The organism is Stenotrophomonas maltophilia (genome assembly GCF_047782825.1).
GTDB lineage: Bacteria > Pseudomonadota > Gammaproteobacteria > Xanthomonadales > Xanthomonadaceae > Stenotrophomonas.
Window position 1 is genome coordinate 3,555,919 of sequence record NZ_CP180589.1, and the last position, 13,742, is coordinate 3,569,660.

Annotated in this window: 8 protein-coding genes; 3 read left to right on the forward strand and 5 right to left on the reverse strand. The window is 67.7% G+C overall.

All coding sequences use genetic code 11. The features are described from left to right. Positions 1 to 120 precede the first annotated feature (120 nt). Genes nagA through ACM2ZB_RS16460 form a run of 5 tightly spaced genes read right to left on the reverse strand, consistent with a single transcriptional unit; the run spans position 121 to position 5,505 of the window. Positions 121 to 1,248: an N-acetylglucosamine-6-phosphate deacetylase gene (gene nagA, locus ACM2ZB_RS16440; protein ID WP_416056243.1), complete on the reverse strand. Its 1,128-nt coding sequence runs from the start codon at positions 1,246 to 1,248 to the stop codon at positions 121 to 123. Further along, complete coding sequence (locus ACM2ZB_RS16445) at positions 1,245 to 2,021, reverse strand: DeoR family transcriptional regulator (RefSeq protein WP_313143266.1); 777 nt, start codon at positions 2,019 to 2,021, stop codon at positions 1,245 to 1,247. The genes nagA and ACM2ZB_RS16445 overlap by 4 nt, the downstream gene beginning before the upstream one ends. Positions 2,022 to 2,055: 34 nt before the next feature. After that, positions 2,056 to 3,390 (reverse strand): D-tagatose-bisphosphate aldolase, class II, non-catalytic subunit, encoded by a 1,335-nt coding sequence (locus ACM2ZB_RS16450; protein WP_416056244.1) that lies wholly within the window; start codon positions 3,388 to 3,390, stop codon positions 2,056 to 2,058. A gap of 17 nt (positions 3,391 to 3,407) precedes the next feature. Beyond that, on the reverse strand, positions 3,408 to 4,346 hold the full coding sequence (locus ACM2ZB_RS16455) for an ROK family protein (protein ID WP_416056245.1): 939 nt from the start codon (positions 4,344 to 4,346) through the stop codon (positions 3,408 to 3,410). Beyond that, positions 4,339 to 5,505, reverse strand: coding sequence for an SIS domain-containing protein (locus ACM2ZB_RS16460; protein ID WP_416056246.1), 1,167 nt, complete (start codon positions 5,503 to 5,505; stop codon positions 4,339 to 4,341). The genes ACM2ZB_RS16455 and ACM2ZB_RS16460 overlap by 8 nt, the downstream gene beginning before the upstream one ends. Positions 5,506 to 5,828: 323 nt before the next feature. Here ACM2ZB_RS16460 and ACM2ZB_RS16465 point away from each other — a divergent pair, with 323 nt between their 5' ends. The 3 genes from ACM2ZB_RS16465 to ACM2ZB_RS16475 all read left to right on the forward strand — a co-directional run bounded on the left by ACM2ZB_RS16465 (position 5,829) and on the right by ACM2ZB_RS16475 (position 13,715). Beyond that, entirely contained in the window at positions 5,829 to 9,188 is a 3,360-nt protein-coding gene (locus ACM2ZB_RS16465; RefSeq protein WP_416056247.1) for a TIM-barrel domain-containing protein, read from the forward strand. A gap of 131 nt (positions 9,189 to 9,319) precedes the next feature. After that, positions 9,320 to 12,295: a TonB-dependent receptor gene (locus ACM2ZB_RS16470; protein WP_416056248.1), complete on the forward strand. Its 2,976-nt coding sequence runs from the start codon at positions 9,320 to 9,322 to the stop codon at positions 12,293 to 12,295. 64 nt (positions 12,296 to 12,359) lie between these two features. Beyond that, positions 12,360 to 13,715: a Gfo/Idh/MocA family protein gene (locus tag ACM2ZB_RS16475; RefSeq protein ID WP_416056249.1), complete on the forward strand. Its 1,356-nt coding sequence runs from the start codon at positions 12,360 to 12,362 to the stop codon at positions 13,713 to 13,715. Positions 13,716 to 13,742 lie beyond the last annotated feature (27 nt).

Here is a 13,742-nt window from a genome sequence, read left to right on the forward strand (position 1 = left end):
GCTTTCGTAGCGTCGAGCTTGCTCGACTGAGCATGCACGGCATGGCAGAGCAGTCGAGCAAGCTCGACTCTACGAAAGGCGGTACGTCAGACGTTTTCGGTTGTTGCGAGCGGCGGTATGTCAGGCGTGTGCAGCGTTGAGGTCAACCAGGTGCCCGCCGACCACCACCTGCTGCAGGCGCAGCCCGGCATCGAGCACCACCAGGTCGGCGCGGGCGTCGGGCGCGATGCGGCCGCGATCGCCCAGGCCCAGGTAGTCGGCGGGGAAGGTGGAAACGCGTTGCGAGGCATCGGCCAGATCCAGGCCCACCTGCACCAGGTTGCGCAGTGCCTGGTCCATGGTCAGCGCACTGCCGGCCAGCGAACCGGTGGCCAGGCGCACGCAGCCGCCACACTTGTGCACGCGCTGTTCGCCCAGTGCGTATTCGCCATCGGGCATGCCGGTGGCAGCGGTGGCATCGGTCACTGCGTACAGGCGCGGAATCGCGCGCGCGGCCAGGCGGATCACACCGGGGTGGATGTGCTGCAGGTCGGGAATGATTTCGGCGTACTGCGCATGCGCCAGCGCGGCCGCGGCGATTCCCGGGCGATAGTGATCGACGCCGGTCATGCCGTTGAACAGATGGGTGAAGCCGGAGGCACCGGCCTGCAGTGCGGCCACGCCTTCTTCGTAGGTGCCGGCGCTGTGGCCCAGCTGCACGCGGATGCCCATCGCCGACAGCGCGGGAATCAGCGCGGTGTGCTCGCCGATTTCCGGCGCCAGCGTCATCACCCGGATCGGTGCCAGCGCGTGCAGCTGCTGCACCAGGGCCAGCGTCGCCTCGATCGTCCGGTTGGGCTGCGCGCCCAGCCGCTGCGGGCTGATGAAGGGGCCTTCCAGATGTACGCCGGCAATGCTGGCCGCGTCGGCATCGGGGGCGGCCATGGCGGCGGCTACGCCCTGCAGCGCATGCTCGATTTCATCCAGGCCGGCGGTCATGGTGGTCGCCAGCAGGGTGGTGGTGCCGAAACGCAGATGGGTGCGGGCGATGGTGCGGGCCACGTCGCCGCCCTGCATCAGGTCCACGCCGGCCGCGCCATGCACGTGCAGGTCGATGAAGCCGGGCAGGATCACCGGCAGCTGCAGGTCGTCGGCGCCGCTGTGGTCATCCACCTGCAGCTGGCGCACCTGCGCATCGAAATGGACGTGGCCACGGCGCCAGCCGAGCGGGGTGAGGATGCGGCCGTGCAGGCTGCGGGTGTCGGTCATGGCGGTGTCTCGGCGATGATCACTTCGATGCCCAGCCGCTGCAGCCCCTCGCGGGTGGCATCGTCGATGCCAGCGTCGGTGATGATGGCGTGGATCTGGTCCAAGCGGGCGATGCGGTGCAGGCTGACGCGGCCGAACTTGGAGGCGTCGGTGAGCACCACGATGCGGCGTGCGCGCTCGACCATGCGGTGGTTGAGGCGCGCTTCGGCTTCGTCATGGGTGGTCAGGCCGAACTGCAGGTCCAGGCCGTCCACGCCCAGGAACAGGGTGTCGAAGCTGTAGGAATTGAGGCTGGCTTCGGCCTGGCTGCCCTGCAGCGAGAGCGACTGCTGGCGCAGCAGGCCACCGGTCAGCAGTACGGTGATGCCCGGCGCGTTGGCCAGTTCCCAGGCGATGTTCAGGCCGTTGGTCATCACCGTCACGTCGCGATGGCCGCGCAGGTGGCGGGCCAGGGTCATCGTGGTCGAGCCGGAGTCGATGATGATGTTGTCGCCGGCCTGCACCAGGCGCGCGGCGGCGGTGCCGATGGATTCCTTCAGCGGCAGGTTCAGCGCATCCTTTTCGTGGATGTCCTGCTCCTGCGGCGGGGTGCGCACCAGGGTGGCGCCGCCGTGGGTGCGGGTGGCCAGGCCCTGCGCTTCGAAGTGGGTCAGGTCGGCCCGGATCGTCACCGCCGACACGCCGAAGCGCTCGACCAGATCGGCCACCTGCACCGAGCCATGCTCGATCAGCAGCTGCAGGATCTGTTGCCGGCGGGAGCGGGTGTTGCGCATGGCCATCTCTCGGTTTCGTCGGGAAAGGTAGAGATTAGCCGTTCGCAAGAACGGTGGCAGCCGAACTTTCGTTCTGCTTGCGGGTGCCGGCCTGGTTGGCGCTGCAGGCGCGGGCGTATTCGCCCAGGCACTGGCCGATGCGGTGCTGCACCAGCGCGCTGGGGGTATTGGCCAGGGCGCCTTCGCGCACGGCGCGGTACTGCTCGGGCAGGTACTGGCTGAGCAGCACCAGCGGCGGCGCCTGCTGTTCCAGGTTGGCGAACAGGGTCTGCACCGCCTGCAGCAATGCCGGCTCGCCCCAGTAGTAGCGGCAGCGGTCGCTGAAGGAGAAGCGGCGCAGCAGGCGCAGCTCGGCCTCGTCGCCCTGGTAATACGGCTGCCAGTACTTCGGCTGCGCCTGCATCACCTCGTCCAGCACCTGCGGCAGGCGCGAGCACTGCGCGTCCGGCAGCAGTTCGGCTTCGATGGCGGCCAGCGCGAACAGCGCCTCGCGGTAGGCGAACGTCGCCGCCGGGCCCACCTTGAGGATGGCGAAGTGGTCGCGCACCAGCGCGTGCAGGCCGCTTTCGCGCTGGTAATCGGTGGAATGCGCCTCGAACACGATGCGCGGCTGCTGTTCGAGGAAATCGGCCAGCGCACTGGCGGCGGCCGGGTCGTATTCGTGCACGCTGCTGTGGTCGAAATCCACGCCGGGCTGCACCACCATGGCGATCACGCGCTGCCAGGCATCGCGCAGCTGCGGCGTATCGAAGGCCTGCTGGTGGATGGCCAGGGTCTGCGCGGCGGCGGCCGGCGTGGTCACCTGCAGGCCGCCGGCCAGCGAGGCTTCGCCACCGGGCACCGGCACTTCGGTGCCGATGACATAGACCGGCGGCGGCAGGCCGTGTCCGGTGGCGGTGCGCTCGGCGATTTCGGCCAGCTCGGCCGAGCGCGCGGCAACGATGGCATCGGGCAGCGGCACCGGGTCATCGGCGCAGGACATGCTGCAGTCCAGGTGGATCTTGTGGAAGCCCGCAGCCACATAGGCCTCGATCAGCACGCGCGCATGGGCCATCGCCTCGGCGGCCGGGCGCTTCTGCCAGGCATTGGGGCCGAGGTGATCGCCACCGAGGATCAGCCGCTCGCGCGGGAAGCCTTCTTCATCGGCCAGCGCGCCGACGTAGTCGCGGTACTGCGGCGGGGTCATGCCGGTGTAACCGCCGAACTGGTCGACCTGGTTGGACGTCGCCTCGATCAACAGCACGGTGCCGTGCGCCAGCGCCAGGTGCATGGCTGCGCGCAGCACCTGTTCGTTGCTGCAGCAGACGCTGTACAGGCCAACATTGGCACCGGCGCGGTGGGAAGCAAGCAGGGTCTGCAGCGGGGACATGGTCAGGCTCCGGTCGATCAGGAAAACGAGGGTTGGCAGGCGAGCAGGGCGGCACCGCGTGCACCGCCGGCATCGCCGAAGCGCGGCGGCACGATGGGCGGTACCTGCACGCCGTTGAACAGATGCGCGGCGATGGCGGCCGGCAGTTGCTGGTACAGCGGCGCGTACTGCGACAGGCCACCGCCCAGCACGATCACGTGCGGGTCCAGCGCCAGCACCAGTGCGGCCAGGCTGTGGCCCAGCAGGTCGCGGTGGATGTCCAGCGCCTGCACGGCACGGGCATCACCCGCCTCGGCCAGGGCGATCACCGCGCTGGCATCGCGCGCGCTGCCGCCTAGGTGGCGTTCGATCATCGCCACGCCACTGCCGGACACGTAGCGCTCCACGCAGCCCTGCAGGCCGCAGCCGCAGTCCAGCAGGGGCAGGCCGTGGCGCTGCAGCAGGTGGCCAGGCACGCTCCAATGGCCCCATTCGCCAGCCAGGCCGTTGAAGCCGGACAGCAGGCGGCCCTGCAGGCAGAAGCCGCCACCGGCACCGGTGCCGAGGATGGCGCCGAACATGCTGGGGTAGCCGTCGGCAGCACCGCCGTGCGCCTCGGACAAGGCGAAGCACTGCAGGTCGTTGCCGAAGTGCAGCGGGCGCTGCAGGCGTGCCTGCAGATCCTGCGCCACGCACTGGCCGGTCAGGGCCGGCACGTTCGCGCTCAGCTGGCGGCCACTGCGGCGGTCACGCACGCCGGGCAGGGCGATGCCGATGGCCGCATCACTGCGACCCAGCGCAGCATCGGCCTCGGCCACCAGCGCCACCACCGCCTGCAGGAAGCCGTCGTAGTCACCTTGTGGGGTGGCCACGCGGCGGCGCCAGGTGACCTGCATCGCCGCATCGCACGCCACCAGCTCGATCTTGGTGCCGCCGATGTCGATGCCGTAGCAGGCGTGGGCGATCAGCTCAGCCATGGTGGATGGTGACGCCCTGGACGACGCGGTTGACGGTGCCGTCCGGGAACGGGTTGTCCGGGGTCAGGCCCAGTGCGGCCGAGCGCTGCAGCGCAAACAACTGCGCGAAGCCCAGCCACACCGGTGCCAGCCACGGATCGTCCAGTGCCGGTTCAAGCACCGGCACGCTGAGGGTATGGTCATCCTCGGCGCCGATATCTGCATGCGGGCCGATCGCCAGCACCTGCCCGGCCACGCCGTCGCGGCGCAGTTCTTCCAGCAGATCCTGTTCGTAGCGGCGCGCCAGCGGCTGCACGCTGCGCAGCACGACCACCAGGGTGTCGCTGTCCAGCGTGGATTTGGGGCCGTGGCGGAAGCCCAGCGGCGTATTGGCCAGGGCCAGCACGCGGCCGGCGGTCAGCTCCAGCACCTTCAATGCGCATTCGCGGGCCAGCGCTTCCAGCGGGCCACTGGCCAGATAGATCACCCGGTTGAACGGGCGCTGCGCCAGCGCGGCGACCGGGGCATCCCACTGCGCCAGGCCTTCGCGGGCCAGCGCGGCAATCTGCTTCAGGCGCGCCACGCGCGCATCCCACGGCGAACGGTCGAACACGGTCAGCGCGGCCAGCAGCATGCAGGTCAGGCTGCTGGTCATCGCGAACGCGCGGTCGCAGCTGGCCGAGGGCATCAGCAGGGTGCAGGTATCGCTGCGGCCGGCGCCACGGCGGGCCAGTTCGCCATCGGCGTTGCAGGTGATGTCCAGGAAGCGCGCATCAGCCACATCGGCGCGCACGCGGTCCACCGCGGCCACGCTTTCCGGGCTGGAACCGCTGCGGCCGAATGACACCAGCAGGGTGGGGCGGTCGCGCTGCAGGTACAGCGCCGGGTGGGTCAGCAGGCTGGTGGTATGCACCACGCGCACCTCGGCCGGCCACTGCGCATTGATCGCATCGGCCACCATTTCGGCGATGAAGCCGGAGCTGCCGGCGCCGGTGAACAGCACGCGCTGGTTGGGGTCGTTCAGGCTGTCGCCGAGGAAGGCCTGCAGGCGGTCGCGGGCACGCGACAGGTCCTGCGCCAAGGCTTCCCACAGCGCGGGTTGCTGGGCAATTTCGGTAGCGGTATCGGCTCCGCCCCGGCGCTGCCAGGCGGACACATCGGAAAGCAGGGTGACGTCCATTCGGAGGTTCCAGTTGGGCCAGCGCACCATCATCGTTTTCTTTCGAAATGTCAAACATCGAAAGTAAAAAGAAAGATATTGCTGGGCCGGCTTTCCCACGGATGAGCCCGTTCGCGAAACGCAAGAACGGAGCGAATGCCGTATCGCACAATGCTTAACAGGGGGTTGCAAGCGCTTACACAAAGTATTGCGCCGCAACAACTTTCGTTTTAATAAAATATATCTTCCTTTTTCCTTTCAGTTTATTGACATCTTTCGAATCACTGCCCTAGAGTCGGCCGCAACTGCTTTCGAAACGCCCGGTGAACGGGTTGGGAGTTCGTGTGGAGAACCGCATTCGTCGCTCGCCGCTGCTGCTGGCCCTGCTGCCGGCATTGATGCTGGTTGCGACATCGGCCCAGGCCGAGCCGGTCGGCAACCTGCGTTCGGTCAGCGCCAGCGACAGCCGTGACGGCGTGCAGGGCTGGGACCTGCAGACCGACAGCGGCGCGCGCATCCGCATCGAACTGCCCGCCACCGACATCATCCGTGTGCAGGCCGGCCGCAAGGGCACCCTGACCGGTGCCGGCGACAAGGCCGCGCCCATCGTGCTGCCGCAGCCCAAGACGAACGTGCAGGCGCAGCTGGAAGAAGACGCACAGGAGATCCGCGTGCGTACCGCTGCGCTGGTGCTGCACGTGCAGCGCCAGCCGCTGCGCCTGCGCCTGGAGCGGCTGGACAACGGCCAGCCCACCGCGCTGTGGCAGGAACTGCAGCCGCTGGATCTGGACGCCACGCAGAGCGTGCAGGTGCTTTCTTCGCAGGCTGATGAAGGCTACTTCGGCGGCGGGCAGCAGAACGGCCGCTACCAGTTCAAGGGCCGCGAGCTGGAGGTGTCCTACTCCGGCGGCTGGGAAGAGGGCGATCGCCCCAGCCCGGCGCCGATGCTGCTCAGCAGCCGCGGCTGGGGCATGCTGCGCAACACCTGGAGCGATGGCAGCTACGATCTGCGCCAGAGCGACCAGGCCACCCTGCTGCACCGCGAAGACCGTTTCGACGCCTACTACTTTGTCGGTGCCGATCTGCCCAAGCTGATCGAGCGCTACACCCAGCTGACCGGCCGCCCGAACATGGTCGCGCGCTGGGCGCTCTCCTACGGCGATGCCGACTGCTACAACGACGCTGACAACCGCAAGAAGCCCGGCACGGTGCCCGAAGGCTGGAGCGATGGCCCCACCGGCACCACGCCCGATGTGATCGACAGCGTGGCCAGGCAGTACCGCGAACACGACATGCCCGGCGGCTGGATCCTGCCCAACGATGGCTACGGCTGCGGCTACCAGAAGCTGCCGGAGACCGTGCAGGGCCTGGCGAAATATGGCTTCCGCACCGGCCTGTGGACCGAGAACGGCGTCGACAAGATCGCCTGGGAAGTGGGCAAGGCCGGCACCCGCGTGCAGAAACTGGACGTGGCCTGGACCGGCAAGGGCTATCAGTTCGCGATGGATGCCAACCGCCAGGCCTTCAACGGCATCCTCGACAATTCCGATTCGCGCCCGTTCCTGTGGACGGTGATGGGCTGGGCCGGCATCCAGCGCTATGCCGTGGCCTGGACCGGTGACCAGAGCAGCAGCTGGGATTACATCCGCTGGCACGTGCCGACCCTGGTCGGCTCCGGTCTGTCCGGCATGGCCTATGCCAGCGGCGATGTGGATGCGATCTTCGGCGGCAGCGCCGAGACCTTCACCCGCGACCTGCAGTGGAAGGCGTTCACCCCGGTGCTGATGGGCATGAGCGGCTGGTCGTCGAATGCGCGCAAGCACCCGTGGTGGTACGACGAGCCCTACCGCAGCATCAACCGCGATTACCTGAAGTTGAAGATGCGCCTGACCCCGTACATGTATGGGCTGGTGCATGAGGCCGCACAGACCGGTGCACCGCCGGTGCGTGGCCTGATGTGGGACAACCCGCGCGATCCGCACGCGCAGGATGAAACCTACAAGTACCAGTTCCTGCTCGGCCGCGACCTGCTGGTTGCACCGGTGTACCGCAGCCAGGCCGCCAGCCGTGGTTGGCGCCGCGACATCCACCTGCCCGCCGGCGGCTGGATCGACTACTGGGATGGCCGCCGCGTGCAGGCCGCCGCCGATGGCCGCCAGCTGGACCGCCAGGTGGACCTGGCCACGCTGCCGGTGTTCGTGCGTGCCGGTGCGATCCTGCCGATGTACCCGTCGATGCTGTTCGACGGCGAGAAACCTCTCGATGAAGTGACCTTCGACCTGTACCCGCAGGGTGATTCGCAGTACACGCTGTACGAAGATGATGGCAACACCCGCCGCTACCAGCAGGGCGAGTCGAGCACGCAGGTGATCCGTGTGCAGGCGCCGGCGCAGGGCACTGGCCCGGTGCAGGTGCAGATCGACGCGGTGCAGGGCAGCTACAACGGCCAGCTGGCGCAGCGACGCTACGGCCTGCGCGTGCTCAGCCGGCAGGCGCCGCGTGCGGTGCAGGCCGCTGGCCGCGCGCTGCCTGCGCTGGCCGATGCGGCGGCGTTCAACGCTGCCAGCGAAGGCTGGTACTTCGATGCCAAGGAGCGCCGCGGCACCCTGCATGTGCGCACGGCCACGCAGGACATCCGCCAGCCACTGCAGCTGCAGCTGGACTTCGCCGTGGCCGCCGCGGCCGCCGACGATGCCTTCCCGGCCGCACCGGTGCTGGGCCGCGAACTGCCGGCCGACAGCCTGCTGGTGGTCAACCGCCCGGCCGAAGAACCGGGCCACGCGCTGGAAAACGCCTTCGATGATGATCCCAACACCTGGTTCCGCAGCGTGCGCAACCAGGCCGTACGCACCGGCGCCCACGAGTGGGTGGTCGGGTTCGGCGAGCGGAAGATGATCGACAGTATCGAGATCGCACCGCGCAACGACAAGAACTGGAAGCACGGCCAGGTGCGCGACTATGAAATCTACCTGGGCGACAGCAACGGCGAATGGGGCGAACCGATCGCGCGTGGCCGCCTGCAGTTGAAAGAGGGCGTGCAGCGCATCGACTTCCCGGCCCATGCCGGGCGCCTGCTGCGCTTCCGCGTGCTGAGCGTGCAGAACCCCGAAGGCGACGGCGCCAGCAGCACCGACCCGATGGTCACCGCCGCACAGGGCAGTGCCCGCGCTTTCGATGCGCTGCAGCCGCGCGACGTGGGCCCGATTGCCCTGTCCACCTTCCACATTCTTGAACACCAGGAACCGGAGCGACCGGCCCGGCAGCAGTATCTCTCCGAGCTGCCGGTGCCGGCCGCGCTGGCCAGCCAGGTGCGCGCCGACCGGTCCTTCCGTGGCGACGCCGGCCTGCGCATGAACGGCCTGCAGTTCCGCCGTGGCCTGGGCGTGGGCGCCAGCAGCCGCATCGACCTGCGCCTGCAGGGCGGCTGGAACCTGCTGCGCGCGGATCTGGGCATCGATGATGCCTGCCGCAGCGCCGGGGGCCTGCAGTTCCAGGTCTGGGGTGATGGCCGCCTGCTGTACGACAGCGGCCTGGTGAAGGCACCCGGTGTGGTCAAGCCGGAGCTGGACATCCGCGGCCTTTCCACCCTGAGCCTGCGCACGCTGGGTGCGCAGGGCAGCCAACCCGCCCAGGTCTGCGCCAACTGGGCCAACGCCGTGCTGATCGGCCAGGAGGGCGACTCCGCCAGCATCGTCGCCCCATGACCCCTACGTAACACCGCTCCTCCCCCGCCCATTCCGACTACGGCTCCAGAGCCGTGGCCCGGGAGCGTTTTGCCCGCCAATCGCTTTCGCGCCGCCCACCCGCGCCGCACCCCTGCCAGGAGAGAACCCCGATGTTGCCCGCACGCCACCCCCGTCCGCCCTGTCGTTCCATCGCCCCGCTGTCGCTGGCCATCGCCGGCGTACTGCTGTCCATCGCCCTGCCTGCTGCCGCCCAGGACAGCAAGGACAAGGCCACCGATCTGGCCCGCATCGAGGTCACCGGTTCCAACATCCGCCGTACCGACGTTGAAACCGCCTCGCCGGTGCAGGTGATCAGCAAGCAGGACATCCAGAACATGGGTGCGCGCACGCTGCTGCAGGTGCTGGACAACCTGCCGGCCGCACGGCCGGCGCAGCAGGATTCGCGTTCGCTGTTCACTGGTTCGGACGGCGCATCGCAGGCCAACCTGCGTGGCCTGGGGGCGCAGGGCACGCTGGTGCTGTTGAACGGCCGCCGCCTGTCGTACTACGGCGCACCGGCGGGCTTCCAGACCCAGTTCGTCAACATCGATGCGATTCCGGCCGCGGCCATTGAACGTATGGAAGTGCTGACCGACGGCGCCTCGGCGGTGTACGGCACAGATGCGGTGGCCGGCGTGATCAACGTGATCACCAAGCGCAACTTCCAGGGCGCGGAGATCAACTTCACCAATGACACCTCCTCGCGCATCGATTCCTATGGCGAGCGCCAGGCCAGCATCACCGCCGGCTTCGGCGACCTGACCGAAAACCGCTTCAACATCTACGGCGCGGTGAACATGTACCGCCGCGATGCGATTCCGCTCAGCGATTTCTACGACAAGCGGCCCAGCCAGTACTACGTCAACAACCCCAACTACCTGACCAACCTGCGCCTGGGCGTGGGCAGCAAGCCGGGCCAGTTCAACCCGGGCAGCTACTTCGCCTTCGATCCGGTCACCGGCCGCCGCGTGCAGGAAGCCGCACCGGGGTGCCAGAACGTGCTGCAGGGCGAAGCGGCCGGCCCGCGTTGTGTCTGGGAAACCTGGATGAACAACGAGATCGATGCCGGCGCCAAGTCCGAGCGCAACACCGCCTACCTCAACGGCACCTTCCTGGTGGGCGACAGCACCGAGATCTTCGCCGAAGCCACCTACACCGACATCGACCTGCGTGCCAACGGCGGCACCCCGCGCACCTACGGCACCACCACCGGCAACCCCACCAGCTGGTTCTCGCGCAACACCGGCACCACGGTCAACCAGTTCCTGTACCCGTACCTGGGCCCGAACAACGAATACAACCATGCCAGCCCCGAACTGAAGGCCATGATGGGCGGCGTGGTGGGCCTGCAGTACCTGCTGCAGGATGCCGGCGCCAACTACTTCGGCCAGCGCAACACCGACAAGAGCTACCGCGTGCTGACCGGTGCGCGTGGCAATTTCGGTGACTGGAACTGGGAAACCGCCTTCGCCACCGCGGGCACGCACTCCACCACCTACCAGACCATCAACGTCAACCTGAAGGGCTTCGAGAAGGCCTTCGGTCCGTACACGGTGGATCCGGGCACCGGCCGGGTCATCATTTCCGACCACCCGGCGTACAAGTTCGGCCAGATCAGCGAAGCCAACGGTGCGCTGATCCGCGAAGCGTTCCCCACCTTCGACATCCAGTCCTGGACCCGCCTGCACACCCTGGACGGCAAGATCGAAGGCCCGCTGTTCCAGCTGCCCGCCGGCGAGATGCGCGCGGCCTTCGGCTTCAACGCCAGCCGCGAAACCTTCTATACCCCCGGCAACGCCGATGCCGCCGCCGGCCTGATCACCCAGCAGGGTGGTTCGTGGTTCGACGGTGCCCGCAACACCTATGCGCTGTTTGCAGAGACGGTGGCGCCGATCACCGACAAGCTGGAACTGGACGCCGCCGTGCGCGTGGACAAGTACCCGAACTTCAGCGCCAACGTCGCACCGAAGATCGGCTTCAAGTACCAGGCGTTCGACCAGCTGATGCTGCGCGGTACCTATTCCACCGGCTTCCGTGCGCCCAGCCTGGCCGAGTCCGGCAGCGGGGGTGTGTTCGCCCAGCTGGGCGGCTACCGCGACGAAGTACGCTGCGCCGAGACCAACGCCATTGCCGACCTGCTGCGGCAGTCGCGCCGTGCCGGTGATGTGGATCTGGGCAAGAGCCTGGCCAACGTGGACTGCAGCCGCACCGTGGCCCGCATGACCCAGCCCAACCAGGACCTGAAGCCGGAAAAGGCCAAGATCGCCACCCTGGGCTTCGTCTACGAGCCGGCCAGCTGGCTGTCGGTGTCGGCCGACTACTGGTTCATCTACCGTGACAACGAGATCGTCGCGCCCGACTTCACCAAGGACACCGACATCATCTCCTCCACCCGTTCGCCCATCACCGACAGCGACCGCGCCAACCTGGCCCAGCTGGCGGCGATGTGCGCCGACCCGGCCAGCGGCGTGAGCTGCCCCTCGGTGCTGCCCGGCTACAGCGTGGGCAATGTGGCCAGCGTGGTAGGCCAGTACAAGAACCGCGGCAAGACCCTGGTCGACGGCTTCGACGTGGACGCGCGCAGCCGCTTCTCGCTGGGTGAATGGGGCGGGCTGAACGTGGGCCTGGCCGCCACCATCGCCAACCGCAACCGCTACTACATGGATGCGGAAAACGGCTGGTACTACGGCGATGTGGTGGGCTACTACAACAACCCGCGCCTGCGCGCCACGCTCAACGCCGACTGGACCTACAAGCAGGTGACCACCAGCATGTTCGTCAACTACGTGGGGGGCACCAAGTGGGCCCGCGACCGCGTGGATGAAGTGGACAACAACAAGGAAACCTGCACCGCCGGCTACCTGGCGCTGGAAGAGAGCAAGTGCGATGGCGCCCCGTCGTGGTGGACGGCCAACCTGAGCGTCACCTGGCGCCCGGATGATGCCTGGAACCTCAGCTTCACCGTCAAGAACCTGTTCGACCGCCTGCCGTTCTACGATCCGAACAGCTTCCTGGGCGATTCCAGCGATTACGCCACCATCTTCGGCCGCGGCTACAGTGTGACTGTCGGCTACCGGTTCAAGTAATTCCGTTCGTGTGACCTGGCACGCCGGCTGCGGTCGGCGCGCCTTCGAGAGGAGAGTGTTTGCCATGAAGCGTAGGGAGTTCATCGCGGCCAGTGCCGCCGTCGCCGCCAGCAGCCTGCTGCCGCAGACCCCCGCCTGGGCGCGGGGCCGCAAGGTCCGCCTGGCCCTGATCGGCACCGGCATGCGTGGCCTGGTGCTGCTGAAGGAACTGGTGCGGCGCGACGACGTGGAGGTGGTCGCCCTGTGCGACATCGAACCGATCATGCTCGGCCGTGCCATGGACATGGTGGCCAAGGCCGGCAAGCCCGCGCCGAAGGCCTATGGCCAGGACCGCGACAGCAACGCCTGGAAGCGCCTGCTGGAACAGAAGGGCATCGATGGCGTGGTCATCGCCACGCCGTGGGAATACCACGCGCCGATGGCGATTGCCGCCATGCAGGCCGGCGTGGCGGTGGGCTGCGAAGTGGTGGCCGGCATCACCCTGCAGGACCACTGGGACGTGCTGAAGACCCAGCTCAACACCGGCACGCCGTACATGCTGCTGGAAAACGTCTGCTACCGCCGCGACGTGATGGCCGCACTGCAGATGGTGCGGCAGGGCCTGTTCGGCGAACTGGTGCACCTGCAGGCCGGCTACCAGCACGACCTGCGCGGGGTGAAGTTCAACTCCGGCGACCCCAACCAGCCCTACGACAGCGGCGTGGAATTCGGCCCCAAGGGCTGGAGCGAAGCACGCTGGCGCACCGAGCATTCGGTGCAGCGCAACGGCGAGCTGTACCCCAGCCACGGCATCGGCCCGTGCGCGATGTACACCGGCATCAACCGCGGCAACCGCTTCACCCACATCAACGCCTTCGCCACCAAGGCGCGTGGCCTGCACGATTACACCGTGGCCAAGAGCGGCGGCACCACGCACCCAAGCACCAAGGTGAAGTTCAAGCTGGGCGACATCGTAACCACCACCCTGGCCTGCGAGAACGGCGAAACCATCCTGCTGCAGCACGACACCTCGCTGCCGCGGCCGTACTCGATGGGCTTCCGCGTGCAGGGCACCAAGGGCCTGTGGATGGACGTGAACCATTCGATCCACATCGAAGGCCGCAGCCCGCCGCACCAGTGGGAAGAGTTCAAGACCTACCAGGACCAGTACGAACACCCGCTGTGGAAGCAGAATGCCGACACCGCCGCCAGTGCAGGCCACGGCGGCATGGACTGGTTCGTCATCCATGCCTTCGTGGAAGCACTGAAGGCCAAGGCGCCGATGCCGATCGACATCTACGACGCGGTGACGTGGAGCGCGATCACGCCGTTGAGCGAGCAGTCGATCGCCAACAGTTTCCAGACGCTGGAGTTCCCGGACTTTACTGCTGGTGCGTGGAAGCAGCGCAAGCCGATTTTTGCGTTTGACGGCAGGTATTGACCCGTACTTGTAGAGTCGAGCCATGCT

Excerpts from the sequence above, each read along its gene's own strand:
- nagA (WP_416056243.1), bottom strand. The coding sequence starts at position 1,248 with ATGACCGACACCCGCAGCCTGCACGGCCGCATCCTCACCCCGCTCGGC.
- ACM2ZB_RS16445 (WP_313143266.1), bottom strand. The coding sequence starts at position 2,021 with ATGCGCAACACCCGCTCCCGCCGGCAACAGATCCTGCAGCTGCTGATC.
- ACM2ZB_RS16450 (WP_416056244.1), bottom strand. The coding sequence starts at position 3,390 with ATGTCCCCGCTGCAGACCCTGCTTGCTTCCCACCGCGCCGGTGCCAAT.
- ACM2ZB_RS16455 (WP_416056245.1), bottom strand. The coding sequence starts at position 4,346 with ATGGCTGAGCTGATCGCCCACGCCTGCTACGGCATCGACATCGGCGGC.
- ACM2ZB_RS16460 (WP_416056246.1), bottom strand. The coding sequence starts at position 5,505 with ATGGACGTCACCCTGCTTTCCGATGTGTCCGCCTGGCAGCGCCGGGGC.
- ACM2ZB_RS16470 (WP_416056248.1), top strand. The coding sequence starts at position 9,320 with ATGTTGCCCGCACGCCACCCCCGTCCGCCCTGTCGTTCCATCGCCCCG.
- ACM2ZB_RS16475 (WP_416056249.1), top strand. The coding sequence starts at position 12,360 with ATGAAGCGTAGGGAGTTCATCGCGGCCAGTGCCGCCGTCGCCGCCAGC.